The sequence below is a fragment of the Verrucomicrobiia bacterium genome (assembly GCA_035495615.1).
Lineage (GTDB): Bacteria > Omnitrophota > Omnitrophia > Omnitrophales > Aquincolibacteriaceae > DATJFP01.
This window is the reverse complement of the sequence record DATJFP010000047.1, coordinates 57,093-72,278: the sequence shown is the minus strand read 5'-3', so window position 1 is coordinate 72,278 and position 15,186 is coordinate 57,093. Positions and strand designations below refer to the sequence as shown.

The window sequence follows — 15,186 nt, the reverse complement described above, 5'->3', positions numbered from 1 at the left end:
GGTCGTCTTGCCCGCGCCGTTCGGCCCGAGAAAGCCCAGCACTTCGCCGCGCCGCAGCTCGAACGAGATGCGGTCCAGGACACGCGTCCCGTTGAATTCCTTGGTCACGTCTTCGACGCGCATCACCACGTCTTCTTCGGGCGGCTGGGCCGTGACGGTCTTGGCTTCATCCACGGTATTGGATCCTCGCAAATTTTCTCTTGCCGCATTGGACGAGAACGGGCTTCTTCAGATTCACTACGGCGCCCGCGTCCGTTACCTTTTCGCGCTCGAGCTTCACGCCTCCCTGCTCGATGAGCCGCCGCGCCTCGCTTTTGCTCGCGACAAGGCCCGCGTCTTTCAGCAGGCTGACGAGGTCCGAGCTCTCGCGCGGGAAATCCACGTTTTCGATTTCGTCCGGCAATTCCTTGTTCTTAAAAACCTGGTCGAATTGCTGCCGCGCGCCCGCACCGGCCTGCGCGCCATGGTAGAGCCCCACGATGCGCTCGGCAAGAGAGGCCTTGGCTTCACGGGGGTGCAGCTTCCCGGATTTCAGTCCGTCGCGTACCTGGACGAATTCGTCCGGCGTAAGCCCCGCGGCATAGCGGTAATAATTTTCCATGAGATTGTCGGGGATGGACATGAGCTTGCCGAACATTTCCTGCGGCGCCTCCTGGATGGCGATGGCGTTGCCCAGGCTCTTGCTCATTTTCTGCACGCCGTCCGTCCCCTCGATGATGGGCATGGTCATGACGACCTGAGGCTCGGCCCCGGCCTCGCGCTGCAGGTCGCGGCCCACGAGCAGGTTGAATTTCTGGTCCGTGCCGCCGAGCTCCACGTCGGATTTCACCACGACCGAGTCATGGCCCTGAAGCAGCGGATAAAGGAATTCGACCACCGCGATGGGACGCCCGGATTTGTAGCGCTTGTGAAAATCGTCGCGCTCGAGGAGCCGGGCTACGGTGTAGCGGCCGGTGAGGTATAGGAAATCTTCGGGCGTCATCTTGCCCAGCCACTCGGAGTTGTAGCGGACTTCGGTTTTCTTCGGATCGAGGATCTTGAAGACCTGCTCCTGGTAGGACTTGGCGTTGCGGCTGACTTCGTCCGCCGAAAGCATGCGGCGCGTCTCGTTGCGTTCCGTAGGATCGCCGATGCGCGCGGTGAAGTCCCCGATGATGAAGACGATGAGATGGCCGAGGTCCTGGAACTGTTTCAGCTTGCGAAGCGGGACCGTATGTCCCAGATGAAGGTCCGGCGAAGACGGGTCGGCCCCATATTTGATCCGCAGGGGTTTATGCTCTTTGAGGGACCGTTCGATCTTCTTGGCAAGCTCTTCTTCGGAGAGGAAATCCACGGCGCCGTCGCGCAGGATTTCGAGCTGCTTTTGAACGCTGGATGACAATGCTATCTCCCTTTTTTGCAAGGGGTTATTGAATTTTTCGTATTGTATCAGGGAAGAACAAGAGGGGCAAGGGGGCTAACGGTTCGTCATGCTTTCAAGCGCTGACATGCGTGCAGCGGGCCTTTTGCGTTCACACTCATGGGAAAGGACTAAAGTCCTGTCCCCGTCCATGCTTGCCGTTGTCCTTTTACCGTTTAGGCGTTCCGTGTTACAATTCGCGCCATGTCCAAAATCCATCCGACCGCCATCGTCGGCAAAAACGTGGAATTCGGGCCGGACAACGACATCGGCCCTTACGTCATCCTCGAAGACAACGTGAAGCTCGGCCGCGGCAACATCCTGCGCGCCGGCGCCTACATCGCGACGGGCACGGAGATGGGCGACGAAAACGACGTGCACATGCGCGCCATCATCGGCCACGCGCCCCAGGACCTTGCCTTCAAGAACGAACCCACGTTCACCAAGATCGGGAACAAGAACCAGATTCGCGAATTCGTCACAATCCACCGCGGCACGAAAGCCGGCACGTCCACCGTGATCGGCGACCAGAACTTCCTCATGGCTTACTGCCACATCGCTCACAACTGTCAGGTCGGAAACCGGGTCGTCATGGTCAATCAGGCTTCGCTGACGGGGCATTGTGTCGTGGAAGACGGCGCTTTCCTTTCCGGCATGACCGGGCTGCATCAATTCACCCGCGTGGGCCGGCTGGCCATGCTCAGCGCGCTTTCCGCGGTCAATAAAGACATTCCCCCGTTTGTCATGTGCGGCGGCCGCCCCGCGGTCGCGCTCGGCATCAACGTGGTGGGCATGCGCCGCGCCGGCATCGATGCGGCCTCGCGCGAGGAAGTGAAGCAGGCTTTCAAGCTCCTCTACCGCTCCGGGCTGAACACGGCCCAGGCGCTGGACGCGATGAAAAAAACCATGCGGTCGAAAGAAGTCCAGGACATGGTCCGCTTCATTGAAGCCTCCGACCGCGGCATCCTCGACGGCGCTTCCGAAAGCGACGAAGACACTCTCCGCCCCTCCAAATCCGCAAGACCCCGAGACCTCGCGGACCTTCCAGCCGACGAGCCCAATTAATAATCTCGTCGGCAACAGGTGAAGCCACGCTTCTAGGCTTCACCGTAGACAACGGAATGTGAATGCACAAGACCCGCCGCATGCACGCTGGCGCCTGCCGCAACCAACTCTCTGTTGATTTGAACTAGACCTTCCCGAGGACGAGGATGGAATTCTTTCCGCCGAAGCCGAAAGAGTTTTTCATCGCGTACTTGATCTTGGCGGGCCTTGCTTCGTTGGGAGTGTAGTCGAGGTCGCATTCCGGATCCGGAACGGAATAGTTGATGGTGGGAGGAATCACGCTGTGCTCCATCGCCAGCAGCGTCGCGACGAGCTCCACGCTTCCGGCCGCGCCGATCAGATGGCCGAGCATGGATTTCGCCGAGCTGATGGGAATTTTGGGGGCGTGTTCCTTGAAGACTTTCTTGATGATGCCGGTTTCGGTCTTGTCGTTCAGCGGCGTCGACGTGCCGTGAGCGTTGATGTAGTTGATGTCTTCGGGATTGAGTCCCGCCGCAGCAAGCGCCATGTTCATCGCGCGCGAGGCCTCTTTGCCTTCCGGGTCCGGCACGGTCATGTGATACGCGTCGCAGGTCATGCCATGGCTCAAAATCTCCGCATAAATGTGCGCGCCGCGTTTCTTCGCGTGCTCGTATTCTTCCAGCACCAGCATCCCCGCCCCTTCCCCGAGAACAAAACCGTCGCGGTCGCCGCTGAAAGGCCGTGAGGCGGCCTGCGGGGTTTCGTTGCGCGTGGAAAGCGCGCGCGCCACGCAGAACGCCGCGAGAATGCCCGGATAAATCGAGGCCTCGGCGCCGCCCATGATGAGAAAGTCCAACGTGCCGCTGCGGATCGCTTCGAACGCATAGCCGCAGGCGTCGGAAGCGGAAGAGCAGGCCGTGGCGATGGAAAAGCTCGGGCCCGTCACGCCCAATTCGATAGAGACATTGCTCGCGCAAGCGTCGGGAAACGATGCTAATGCGGTAAAGGGATTGATGCGCATCGGCCCGCGTTCCATGAGGGTCGTGTGCTGTTCCAGGATGTACCCATGGCCCGCCATGGCCGTGCCGATGATGACGCCGGTCTTATCCGCGCCGTTGCACTTGGGATCGATGCCCGCGTCTTCGATGGCCATTTTCGCGCAGGCCACCGCGTACTGGGACGTGCGGTCCATGCGCTTCAGACGCTTGGGATGGATGTAAAGGGAAGGGTTGAAATTCTTGATTTCACCGGCAAAACGGGTGGTGAAATCGGAAGTATCGAAAGCTTCGATCAGAGAAACGCCGGAACGCCCCTTACTCAGGCCATCCCAAAAATCCTTTTTGCCGAACCCGATGGACGAGAGGACACCGATACCGGTGACGACGACCCTCCTATTTATCGCTCGAGGTTTGGACACAGCTGGATTTTTCGGGGTTGCTGACTAGGCCGTCGGAACAGTCTCACTCTTGCAAGTGAGTGCTATCTTGCGGGCGTCGTTATCCACGTGCAGAATGCTGACCGTGATGGGGCTGTCGACATGAAAATGCTTTTCAAGGTCCGCGGATTTTCCGTCAGGGATTTCCGAGACATGGACCAGTCCCTCGAGCCCGTTTTCGAGCTCGACGAAGAGTCCAAAGTTCACGATGCGCGTGATGCGGCCCTTCATCGGGGTGCCGGTCATCATGCCCTTCGTGAGGTCATCCCAGGGGTCTTCGGTCAACTGCTTGATGCCGAGGGAAATTTTCTGGGCGTCGGGATCGATCGAGAGGATCATGACCTCGACCGCGTCGCCTTTCTTCAGGATTTCGCTGGGACGCGTGACTTTGTGCGTCCAGGAAAGATCGGAAATGTGGACGAGGCCGTCGATGCCCGGCTCCAGTTCCACGAACGCGCCGTAATCGGTGAGATTGCGCACCGTGCCCTTCACGCGATCGCCCACCTGGTACTTGTCCTGCACCTTGACCCACGGATTTTCCTGGGCCTGCTTGATGCCGAGAGAAATTTTCTTGCCGTCTTTATCGAGATTCAGAACGACCACTTCGACCTGGTCGCCGATCTTGAGGAGTTCGGACGGATGGCTGACGCGCTTGGTCCACGAAAGCTCGCTGATGTGGACGAGACCTTCGACGCCGGGCTCGAGTTCCACGAACGCGCCGTACGGCAGGATGTTCACGACTTTGCCGCGAACCTGGCCGCCGGACGTGTAGCGGTTTTCAATGCCGACCCACGGGTTCTGGCTCTTCTGCTTCATGCCGAGGGAGACTTTCTTGTTCGTCTGGTCGATCGCGATCACGACGACTTCGATCTCATCGCCGAGCTTCACGAGTTCGGAAGGATGCGAAATGCGGCCCCAGCTCATATCGGTGATATGGAGGAGACCGTCGAGGTCGCCGAGGTCCACGAAAACGCCGAAGTCCGTGATGTTCTTCACACGCCCCTTGACCACCGCGCCTTCGGTCAGCGTGCCCAGCTTCTTGAGGCGGGCTTCCTGCTTTTCGATGCCGAGGTAATCCTTGCGGGAAACCACGATGTTCTTGCGCTTGTGGTTGATCTTGGCGATCACGAACTTGCATTCGAGGCCGAGATACTGGTCGAGATTGCGGGTCGGCTTGAGGTCGACGAGGGACGCCGGGAGGAACGCTTCCATGCCGATGTCCACCATGAAACCGCCGCGGACCTTCTTGAAGATCTTGCCTTCCACGACGCTGCCTTCGTTGGCATGGTCGATGATGTTGTTCCAGGTGCGCTGGCGGTCGGCCTTGCGTTTCGACAGCACGGCATGGCCGGCTTCGTCGTCGAACGATTCGAAAAGGACTTCGAGCTGCTGCCCGACCTTGAGTTCCTCCGGCTTGCTGAATTCATCAAGGCTGATAATGCCTTCGGCCTTATAACCGATATCGATGACCACTTCTTTCGGGCGTACCGCGACGATCGTACCTTTCGCAAGCTCCCCTTCCTTGAGGGCCTGCATGCTTTTTTCGAAAAGTTCAGCGAACTGGGAAGTCATAAATGAGAAAGCCTCCGAATCATTTGAATTTTAGCGTGGTATTGTAGCATAAACCCTTTAATTTCAAAGCTAAATTTGCTGTCGGCGCCGGCTGGCTTTTTGAAGGAACCGTCCGACGGCCTTGCCATCGCCCCGTACGAGCCGGGTGCGAAAATGGGCCAGTTCCTTTTCGAACCGTTGCAGCGCAAGGGCTACAGCGCGTGCATTACCCATGAAAATCGGCCTCCAAATCGAAGGATCTGAGGCCGCGATCCGTGTCGTATCCCGGAATCCCGAAGCCGCAAAAGGCACGGAACCGGGATCGACACTCATTAAAAGACAGGCCGCAGCGGCATGCGGCAAATGGCTGATCTCCCCCACCACTTTGTCGTGGCGCCCCGCTGAAACTTCGACGATCCGGTGCGATATTTTATTCCAGAACCCGCGGATTTTGCGGAAAGCGCCGAGCTCCGCCCGCTTTTCCGGCTTGATCACGAAGATCAGGCCGCCCTCATAAAGTCTCGGATTCGCCGCGGCAAGGCCCCGCTCATGCGAACCCACCATGGGATGCGCGCCGACAAAGGTGATATTCTTCCGCCGTCCGCGAAGCACCGCTCCCTTGATGCTGCCGACATCGGTCACCAGCGTGCCCGGACGGGCATGGCGGTCGATCTCTTTGAGGATACGGGGAAAGGTATCGACGGGCGTGCAGAGGATCACGAGGTCCGCGCCCCTGACGCCCCCGGCCAGATCGCGGCTCGCGGCATGAATCCATTTCTTCTTCAGGGCCGAGCGGAGCGCTTCCCGGCTGCGGCTCACGCCGGTCACGCGCGCGCGGGGAAATTTCTTCCGGCACGCGGCGGCAAGGGAGCCGCCCATGAGGCCAAGACCGACAATCGTTATCTTTTTAGGGTTCATATTCAGATTAGAGCGTACGGCCGACCGCCTGGGCGATCACGCGGAGGTCCTTCATCATGGCTTCGAATTGGTCGAAGCGCTGGGACTGCGGGCCGTCCGAACGCGCCTCTTCCGGCTTGGGATGCACTTCCACCATGATCGCGTCGCATCCCGCCGCAATGGCCGCGCGCGCGATGGGCAGGACGTACGTGCGCTTGCCCGTGCCGTGCGAAGGATCCACCAGGATGGGCAGATGCGTTTCTTCCTTCACCACGGGAATGGCGTTGATGTCGATGGTGTTGCGCGTCGCGGTTTCGAAAGTCCGGATGCCCCGCTCGCCGAGCAGCACCTTGAAATTGCCTTTGGACAAAAGGTATTCCGCCGAAAGCAGCAGTTCCTGGATCGTGGCGGAAAGCCCGCGCTTGAGCAGCACAGGCTTCTTCGCGGAACCGCATTCTTTCAGGAGGTCAAAGTTCTGCATGTTGCGCGCGCCGATCTGCAGCATGTCCGCATACTGGCACACGAGCTCCACACTGCGGGTATCCATGACTTCGGTCACGACCAGCAGTCCGTGTTCATCCGCGGCCTCGCGCAGGTATTTCAGGCCCTCTTCTCCGAGGCCCTGGAACGAGTACGGAGACGTGCGCGGCTTGAACGCGCCGCCGCGAAGGAAGGTGGCGCCCGCCTTTTTTACGGCAGCCGCGGTCTGCATGAGCATCTCGCGGCCTTCCACGGAGCACGGCCCGGCCATCACGTGGATCTGCTTGCCGCCCACGATCACGCCGTTGCCCATGTCGAATTCGCTGGGCTCGTTTTTGAAATGCCGGCTCGCCAATTTGTACGGCTTCTGGATGGGCATGACCGAATCCACGCCCGGGAAAGCCTCCAGGGGCTTGACCATGATTTTTTCTTCTTCGCCGATCACGCCGATAATGGTGCGCGCAACGCCGCGCGAGACCTGCGGCGTGAGGCCGAGCTCTTTCACCTTTTCGCAAATGTGATTGATTTCTTCCGGGGTCGCGGTTTCCCGCATCACGATGATCATATTAAATTCCTTTTCTGAGATAAGATTTCAAAAGCCGGATGAACTGAGCGTTCTGGCTGCGACGCCCGATCGAAACGCGGATCCAGGTCTGCAGCCCGTATTCTTTCATGGAACGGATGATCATGCCCTGCTTGAGCAGCGCCTGAAATACTTCGTCGCCGTCGCATCCTGTATCCACGAGCACGAAATTCGCCTGGCTGGGCAGGTACTTGAGCCCCATCAGGTCGAACCTTCTATAAAAGAAGCGGCGGCCCGCGGTCACGCAGTGTTTCGTCCGCCAGAGGAAAAACCGGTCGTCCAGCGCTGCCGTAGCCGCGGCCTGGGCAATGGAATTTACGTTAAACGGCTGGCGCACCTTGTGCAGGTAGCCGATCATCTTCGGGTCCCCCGCCGCATAGCCGATGCGCAGGCCCGCAAGGCCGTACGACTTGGAAAAAGTGCGCATGACGATGACGTTCGGCCGGCGCTCCTGAACGTATTCGATGACGCGCGGGAAATCATGCGCGTCCACGAAATCAACGTACGCTTCGTCGAAACATACGATCACATGCGGCGGCACCTTGGCCAGAAACGCTGCGACTTCCTTGTCGGTCACGTACGTGCCGGTCGGATTGTTAGGATTGGCGATGAAAATGATTTTCGTTTTGTCGGTCACCGCCTTCAGGATACCTTCCAGGTCGTAGCGGAAATCCTTCATGGGCACTTCGACGAAATCCGCGCCGCAGGCTTTGGCCAGGATCGGGTACACGAGAAACGACGTCTGGGACGAAATGATCTGGTCGCCCGGCGACAAAAAGCCGCGGGACAAAAGCTCGAGGATTTCGTTGGAGCCGTTGCCGATCAGGATCTGGCTCGTCGGAATCCCCAGCTCCTGTTCCAGCCGCTTCACGAGATAAAAGCCGGAGCCTTCCGGATACAGGTGCGCCTCGCGGATCGCGCGCCGCATCGCCCAGAGCGCTTTGCGGGACGGCCCGAGCGGATTCTCGTTCGAGGCCAGCTTGATCACGTTGCGCAGGCCCAGCTCGCGTTCTACTTCTTTGATGGGCTTGCCCGGCTTGTACGGGTGGATGTCTTCGACGTAACTTTTGTAAGCGGGATTCATCAGGGTTTCCATAATAAGGTGAAGGTTAGACTTCCTTGGCCGCGGAAGCGGGATACGAACCGAGGACTTTCATGAAGCGGACTTTCGTTTCCACGGCATCCAGCACGCGTTTGATCTTGGGATCTTCCACGTGCCCTTCCAGATCGATGAAAAAATAATATTCCCAGGCCTTCTTTTTGGACGGCCGGGACTCGATCTTCGTCAAATTGACTTTGTGCTTCTTGAACGGCAGCAGGATGTCGTAGAGCGCGCCGACCTTGTCTTTCGCCGAGACGAGCAGCGACGTCTTGTCACGCTTCGTGGGCCGGGCGTTCTGGCGCGCGATCACGAGAAAGCGCGTGACGTTACGCGAAAAATCCTGGATGCCGTCGGCCAGCACCGTGAGGTTGTACAGCGTCGCGGCGAGTTTCGAGGCGATGGCCGCGGCGCCGTTTTCCTTCTGAGCGCGCTGGGCCGCGTGCGTCGTGCTGCCCGTCTCGATGTATTCGGCCTTCGGCAGGTGCGTTTCGAGCCACTGCCGGCACTGGCCGAACGCTTCCGGCTTCGAGTACACGCGCTTCACCTGGTCCAGCGACGACGTCGACATCAAATAGTGGTCGATCTTGGAAAGGATTTCCGAGCAGATTTTCAGGTCCGAATCGATAAACATGTCGAGTGTGTGGTTCACCGCGCCTTCGGTCGAATTCTCGATCGGGATCACGCCGTAGTCGGCGCGGCCGCGTTCGACTTCGCGGAACACTTCGGAAATGCTGACCGCGGGAAAATACTTCACGCTCGAGCCGAATTTCGAAAGCGACGCCAGGTGCGTGAACGTGGCTTCAGGCCCGAGGTAGGCGATCGTAAGCGGCTTTTCCAGCGACAAGGCCGCGGACATGATCTCGCGGTAAATGGACTTCAGCGCTTCTTTGGGCAGCACGCCTTTTTCCGCTTCCATGTCGAGCATCTGGTAGATCTGGCTTTCGCGTTCCGGCGCGTAAATCTCCTTGCCCAGCTTCTGCTTGGTCCGCCCCACTTCGAGCGCGAGGTTCGTACGCTGGTTCAAAAGGCCGACGATCTGCTTGTCCAGCCCGTCGATCTTCTGGCGCAAGTCGCCCAGCGAATCAGTTTTTTCCTGGCTCATTCTTTTCCTCGCGGGTTTCGATGCGGATGTCCGGGATGTTGTCGATCTCCGCGGAAATTTCGGACAGATTGTCCATCAGTTCCTTACGCGTGTCCACGGGCTCGGCCGGGGCCGGCGTTTCCACGCCCGCGTCCACGGCGGCTTCCGCGGATTCCAGATCCTGCTCAGACGGCGCGCCTTCCGCGGGGGCGCCTTCCTGCGGCACTTCCACAATTTTCTGCGTGCCGAGCAGGTCTTCTTTTTTCACGGACTGCTCGACCATGACCTTGATCTCGTCGATGCTGGGCAGGTCGGCCAGAGAATTCAGGCCGAAGTGCTCCAGGAATTTTTCCGTGGTCGAATACAGGAACGGGCGGCCCGGGATTTCTTTTTTGCCTGTAATCTTGATGAAGCCGCGTTCCGTGAGGTTCGTCACGACGCCGCTGCAGTCGACGCCGCGCAGCTCTTCGATCTCGGCGCGCGTGAGCGGCTGCTTGTAGGCCATGATGGCCAGCGTTTCGAGCGCGGACTGCGTGGCCTGCCGGACCTTTTTCTGCATTTCCACGCGGCAGATCCACGGCGCGAACTCCTTGCGTGTCGCGAGCTCGTAACCGCCCGCGATCTCCACGATCTCGAAGCTCTTTTTCGTGTCCGTGTATTCCTGTTTGAGCTCCTGGATGTAGCCTTCGATTTCCTTGGGCATCACCGCGCGCATCACCTTGCGGATTTCCGAAACAGTCATGGGCTTGGAAGAGGCAAAAAGGAGCGCTTCGATGACGGACTTGGCCTGCGAGGGTTCGAGCGGCGCGTTGACGTCGACTTTCTCGACTTCCACACGGATTTTCTGGTCAAGCATTTCGGGCGGAAGCTGCTCCTCGAGCTTTTCTTCCAGGTCCTTGCGCATGGCTTTCAATTTCTGCTCGCGTTCCTTTTCCTTGGCAGCGGTTTTTGCGTTCACTGGGCCTCCGGTTGAGACGTTGAAGGTTGCGGTTCTTCGATTTTTTCGATCACAATTTCACCAAACTGTTTTTCCTGGACGAAGCGCGCGAATTTCCCCTTCACCACTTCCAGGAGCGCCAGGAAAGTCGCGATAAGCTCGTTGCGCGTCCAGCGCGCGGGAAACATTTCCGTAAAAAGAACCCGTTTTCTCTGTGCCAGCGCCGCCTTGAGGTCGCTGATCTTCTGGTCAATAGAGATGACTTCCTCATAGACCTCGTGCATGGCCTCTCGGCCCTTCAAGGTCAGGACTTTCTGGAACGCGGACAGCAGGTCGTACAAATTCGCGCTGAACGTGTCGATGCCCGCATCTTCGGCGCTGAGATCCGCGAGGTAATAATCCGCGATCTGGCGCGTGAACGCCTTGCCGCGCTCGGTCTCGAGCATGCCGAGTTCTTTGGCCGCTTCCTTGAACGCCTGGTATTCGAGCAGCTTGCGCACGAGTTCCGCGCGCGGATCGCCGCCCTCTTCGTCTTCGTCGTCTTCGGTCTGAGGGAGGATCATCCGCGACTTGATGTAGACGAGCGTCGCGGCCATCACGAGAAACTCGCCCGCGACTTCCAGGTCCAGGCGCTTCATCTCCGCCAGGTACTCCAGGTACTGGCGCGTGATCTCCGAAACCTGGATGTTCAGGATGTCCATCTCGTTCTTCTTGATCAGGTCGAGAAGGAGGTCGAGCGGCCCATCGTAGATCGATAATTTCACGTGAAGCGGGCTGCGTTCGGCCTTTTGCAAAAGAGGCAGCGCCGAGCCGCTTTCCGGGACGGCTTCCGGGGCATTCGCGGAGGCCGCTTCGGGAACGCCGGCTTCTAGCTGCGGAGCCCCACGGCCTTCATCGCTTCGCTGAGCGTCGCTTGAGCCGTCGACCGGGCCTTGTCCCGCCCCTTGTCCAGGATTTTCCTGACTTCTTTCGGTTTCGTTGTCCATTCCTTGCGCCTTTCGCGTATGGGATCTAAAGATTCATTCATCTTGCCGGCCATTTCCATCTTGCATTCGGTGCAGCCGCGCGCCGCGGTGCGGCATTCCTTGTCCACCGTGGGAACATTGCCTTGATTAAAAATCTTGTGCATGTAAAAAACCGGACAGACTTCCGGGTTTCCCGGATCCGTGCGGCGGACGCGGGCCGGGTCCGTCACCATGGTCTTGACCTTGGCCGTTGTCTCTTCCTTCGTGTCCGCGAGATAAATGCAATTGTTGTAGCTCTTGCTCATCTTGCGGCCGTCGGTCCCGGGAATGCGCGGCGCCTGCGTCAGGATGGCTTCGGGTTCCGGAAAAATCTGGACCTTATACAGATGATGAAACCGCCGCAGGATTTCCCGCGTGAGTTCCAAGTGCGGGAGCTGATCCTCGCCCACCGGCACTTTGACCGCTTTATAAAGCAGGATGTCCGCGGCCTGCAGCACGGGATAACCGAGAAAGCCGTGCGTGGCGAGATCCTTGCCTTTCATTTCCTTGAGCTGGTCTTTGTAGGTCGGGTTTCTTTCCAGCCATCCCAGAGGAGTGATCATGGAGAAGATCAGGGCCAGTTCCACGTGTTCCGGCACCTCGCTCTGGATGAAGATGGTGCACTTCTCCGGATCGAGACCGCTGGCCAGGTAATCCACCATGACTTCGCCCACGTTCTGGGCGATTTGCGTGTGGGACTCGTATTCGGTGGTCAGCGCATGCCAGTCCGCGATCATGAAATACGCGTCCAGGTTCTGCAGCTTGGTGAAATTTTCGATCGCGCCAAGGAAATTGCCGAGATGGAGCTTTCCCGTCGGCCGGGTCCCGCTTAAAACACGTGTCATGGTGTAATCGTAACCTCAGGATTTTTCGTATTTTAAAGCGGGCACTCCATCCTGTCAATCAAACGGAAAAACTTTTGATCAGGCCTTGGCTTTCGGAACCTTGCCCCGCAGTTCGTAGCCGGCGCGGCGGACGGCTTTGGCCATGCGCTGGAACGCCTGGTCCGCGCTGCGGCCTTCGGTGAGATTGCGCATGCAGACCGCGGCAAATCCGCGGCGGTTGGAGATCTTGAAAATCGTGACTTTGCCTGACGGCAGGGGCCTTAGGGTCTTGGTCGCCATTTTTCTCTCCTCGTTTGAGACAGGGGGTTAGGAAAAGACGTTCTTTTATCGGCTTAAAACGGACGGGGATGAACGGTCCGGCGGGGAAGAAAATTAAGACGCGACAGGCACGACAGGCGCCAGGATGGGCTCCACGTCCTGGTTTTTCGCGGCCTCGGTAGCCGGGGGCGGAAGGCTTTCGATCTCGGCGGTCGTGGCCTTGATACGCCTTAAGTCTTCGGTAAGGAGGTCCAGCTTGTCGAGCTCCTCCAGAAGGACGTCTTTGGCCATGCGGAAATTATCGCTGCCCGGCAATTTCGCCCAGATAATAACCCCGGCCTGATGGGAGCGGTAGCATTTCTTCAGGATCCAGCTGCGGGCGCTTTCGCCCTTGTAATTGGCGGCCAGGTACAGGCGCACGACACGAGCCGCGAAAGAGGCCTTGAAATAATGGCCTTCGTAGAGGATCTCGGCGGACGGGACGGCAAAACGGTCGATCAGGCAGAGGATTTTGGATTCTTCGGTAAACGGACGGCGGCGGTATTGTTCGAAAGCGGTGGTGTTTTCCAGCGCAGGGAAAGCTCCGTCAGAGCTGCTTTCCGCGGCCACGACAGGCCCCGAAAAAAGCAGAGGAATGCAGAGCAGAGTCACGCCAGGGATGATCCATTCGCCGCGCCGTTTCATTCCTCATATTCCTTTCAAAAAGCTACCTAAAGAATACCCGCAGGACGCAAGCCTTGCAAGAGTAGGGCTCGGGACAAAGGCTCGGGTAACCTACGAGGAATGAGGCACTTGGGAAGCGGCCGAGGCGGAGATCAAATTTTTTAATTTGGCCGCTCCGGAACGGAAGCAAAAATCACCGAATCCTTCGCCTTTTTCGCGCTCTTTGCGGTAAAGTGAAAGCACGGGACGCAGCGTTTTGACGATGTCGGCAAGCGGCACTTTGTCAGCCAGGCTCCAGGCCATGCGGTCGCCGATCAGGCTGCCGCCGACGTAGACGTTGTAAATGCCGGGATTGCGCCCGACCAGGGCGATCTCGGCATTGTACGGCCGCGCGCAGCCGTTCGGGCAGCCGGTCATGCGGATGATGAATTTCTGGTCTTCGAGCCCCTGGGCCGCGACTTCTTTCTCCCATTCGTCCATGAGGCCGGGCATGACCCGCTCGGATTCCGAGATGGCCAGGCCGCAGGTGGGCAGGGCCGGGCAGGCGATGGAATCAAGCCGCGCCTTGGCGAGCTCCCAAGGCAGTTTGATGCCGTGGGAACGCAGCAAGTCCTCGACTTCCTTTTTCTGGTTCTCCTGGAACCCGCTGAAAAGGATGTCCTGCTGGGCCGTGAGATAAACGTCCGGCTTGTATTTTTCCACGAGCGCGCGCAGGCCGGTCCTCAGCTTCAGGGAACCTTCGTCTTTGATCCTGCCGTTCTCGATGAAAACGCCCAGGTACCAGGCGCCTTGGGCATTCGGGTGCCAGCCCAGGTGGTTTTCAACCTCTTTCAAGCGGATCGGGTGCGGATCCTGGGTTTTTTTTCCCAGCCGCTTCTCCACTTCCGAGCGGAACCAGGGCACTCCCCGCTCATCCAGAAGGTACTTGAGGCGGGCCCTTTTACGGTCCTGGCGGTTGCCGTTGTCACGCTGGACGAGCACGATGGCTTTGCAGGTTTCGGCCAGGTCCTCGGGCGTCACAAAGCAAAGCGGCGTTGCCAGCCGCGGATACGTCTTTTCGATGCCATGCGTCATGCCGAGCCCGCCGCCCACGAGCAGCGTGAATCCCGCCACGCCGCCGCTGGCATCCAACTCGGGCACGATGCCCAGGTCATGCGTGTACACGTCGATGCAGTTGTCATCCGGGCAGGCCATGCCGATCTTGAATTTGCGCGGCAGGTAAGCCTTGCCGTAGATGGGCTCCGCCTCTTCCGGAGGCCTTTCGGTTTCGGTCTTTTTTCCGTCCAGCCAGATTTCCTGGTAAGTGCCGCTCTTGGAGAGGAACTGGTCCGACAAGCTCTTAGCCAGCTCGAACACTTTCATGCGCGAGCGGTCCGAGGCCGGCGCCGGGCAGGCCATGACGTTGCGGACGATGTCGCCGCAGGCGCCGCTGGTCGTGCCGAGCTTTTCGTTGATGCTGCGAATGACGGCTTTGAGGTTCTTTTTCAGGACGCCGTGGAACTGAAAGCCCTGGCGCGTGGTGATCCGGAGCGTGCCGTTGCCGTACAGGCCGGCGAGGTCGTCGTGGTTGAGATATTGCGCGGCGGTCAGGCGTCCTCCCGGAATCTTGGAGCGGACCATCATTCCGTAGAGAGGCTCTTTCTTTTCCTTCACGCGTGCGCCGCGGACGTCGCGGTCGTCCTGCTGATAGGTGCCGTGAAATTTGAGCAGGGCGCTTTCGTCACTCGTGAAGTGCGAGCTGTCCGAGAGGACGGCGTCAGGAACCGTGCCCTTCAGGTAAGCGCTGTTTTCCTTGTTTTTTTCCGCGGCTGTTTTCTTGTCTTCCATAAATAAGAGAAACCTCTCCCCTTAAATAGACTGTCTGAAGATAAACCGGAGGTTGGATCGTCAAGACGCTGGGGTTAAAGCAGGTATTGTACCAACTT

At 58.8% G+C, this 15,186-nt stretch carries 15 protein-coding genes; 1 reads left to right on the top strand and 14 read right to left on the bottom strand.

The features are described 5' to 3' along the window. Together VL688_06515 and tyrS are read right to left on the bottom strand one after the other, a co-directional pair. Positions 1–192, bottom strand: a 192-nt coding sequence (locus VL688_06515) for an ATP-binding cassette domain-containing protein (protein ID HTL47699.1), incomplete at its 3' end; no start/stop codon positions are given. Then, on the bottom strand, positions 167–1,381 hold the full coding sequence (tyrS, locus tag VL688_06510) for a tyrosine--tRNA ligase (protein ID HTL47698.1): 1,215 nt from the start codon (positions 1,379–1,381) through the stop codon (positions 167–169). The genes VL688_06515 and tyrS, both read right to left, overlap by 26 nt. A 222-nt stretch (positions 1,382–1,603) precedes the next feature. On the opposite strand from tyrS, the gene lpxA reads away from it, so the two are divergent. Further along, positions 1,604–2,464 carry an acyl-ACP--UDP-N-acetylglucosamine O-acyltransferase gene (gene lpxA / locus VL688_06505; GenBank protein HTL47697.1) on the top strand — a complete coding sequence of 287 codons (861 nt, stop codon included), beginning with the start codon at positions 1,604–1,606 and terminating at the stop codon, positions 2,462–2,464. Positions 2,465–2,588: 124 nt separating this feature from the next. Here lpxA and fabF read toward each other — a convergent pair whose 3' ends face one another. From fabF to VL688_06445, 12 genes are all read right to left on the bottom strand, one after another. Beyond that, positions 2,589–3,842, bottom strand: coding sequence for a beta-ketoacyl-ACP synthase II (fabF, locus tag VL688_06500; GenBank protein ID HTL47696.1), 1,254 nt, complete (start codon positions 3,840–3,842; stop codon positions 2,589–2,591). 24 nt (positions 3,843–3,866) lie between these two features. Then, positions 3,867–5,432 (bottom strand): 30S ribosomal protein S1, encoded by a 1,566-nt coding sequence (rpsA, locus tag VL688_06495; protein HTL47695.1) that lies wholly within the window; start codon positions 5,430–5,432, stop codon positions 3,867–3,869. Positions 5,433–5,501: 69 nt separating this feature from the next. Continuing rightward, on the bottom strand, positions 5,502–6,329 hold the full coding sequence (locus VL688_06490) for a prephenate dehydrogenase/arogenate dehydrogenase family protein (GenBank protein HTL47694.1): 828 nt from the start codon (positions 6,327–6,329) through the stop codon (positions 5,502–5,504). A gap of 7 nt (positions 6,330–6,336) precedes the next feature. Continuing rightward, positions 6,337–7,353, bottom strand: coding sequence for a 3-deoxy-7-phosphoheptulonate synthase (gene aroF, locus VL688_06485; GenBank protein ID HTL47693.1), 1,017 nt, complete (start codon positions 7,351–7,353; stop codon positions 6,337–6,339). Position 7,354: 1 nt separating this feature from the next. Beyond that, positions 7,355–8,455, bottom strand: coding sequence for a histidinol-phosphate transaminase (gene hisC / locus VL688_06480; GenBank protein ID HTL47692.1), 1,101 nt, complete (start codon positions 8,453–8,455; stop codon positions 7,355–7,357). A 25-nt stretch (positions 8,456–8,480) separates the two neighbouring features. Next, positions 8,481–9,575 (bottom strand): prephenate dehydratase, encoded by a 1,095-nt coding sequence (gene pheA / locus VL688_06475; protein ID HTL47691.1) that lies wholly within the window; start codon positions 9,573–9,575, stop codon positions 8,481–8,483. After that, positions 9,556–10,512, bottom strand: a complete 957-nt coding sequence (gene scpB, locus VL688_06470) for an SMC-Scp complex subunit ScpB (protein HTL47690.1) — start codon at positions 10,510–10,512, stop codon at positions 9,556–9,558. The genes pheA and scpB overlap by 20 nt, the downstream gene beginning before the upstream one ends. Continuing rightward, a complete protein-coding gene (locus tag VL688_06465) occupies positions 10,509–11,285 on the bottom strand; it encodes a segregation/condensation protein A (GenBank protein HTL47689.1) in 777 nt (258 codons plus the stop codon). Before VL688_06465 ends, scpB begins: the two co-directional genes overlap by 4 nt. Before the next feature lie 74 nt (positions 11,286–11,359). Then, the gene (trpS, locus tag VL688_06460) at positions 11,360–12,340 is read right to left on the bottom strand and encodes a tryptophan--tRNA ligase (protein HTL47688.1); all 981 of its coding nucleotides are present in this window, start codon (positions 12,338–12,340) and stop codon (positions 11,360–11,362) included. A gap of 78 nt (positions 12,341–12,418) precedes the next feature. Beyond that, positions 12,419–12,619 (bottom strand): hypothetical protein, encoded by a 201-nt coding sequence (locus VL688_06455; GenBank protein HTL47687.1) that lies wholly within the window; start codon positions 12,617–12,619, stop codon positions 12,419–12,421. Positions 12,620–12,712: 93 nt separating this feature from the next. Next, positions 12,713–13,282, bottom strand: a complete 570-nt coding sequence (locus tag VL688_06450; GenBank protein ID HTL47686.1) for a hypothetical protein — start codon at positions 13,280–13,282, stop codon at positions 12,713–12,715. Positions 13,283–13,372: 90 nt separating this feature from the next. Then, positions 13,373–15,088, bottom strand: coding sequence for an NADPH-dependent assimilatory sulfite reductase hemoprotein subunit (locus tag VL688_06445; protein ID HTL47685.1), 1,716 nt, complete (start codon positions 15,086–15,088; stop codon positions 13,373–13,375). Between the last annotated feature and the right edge of the window lie 98 nt (positions 15,089–15,186).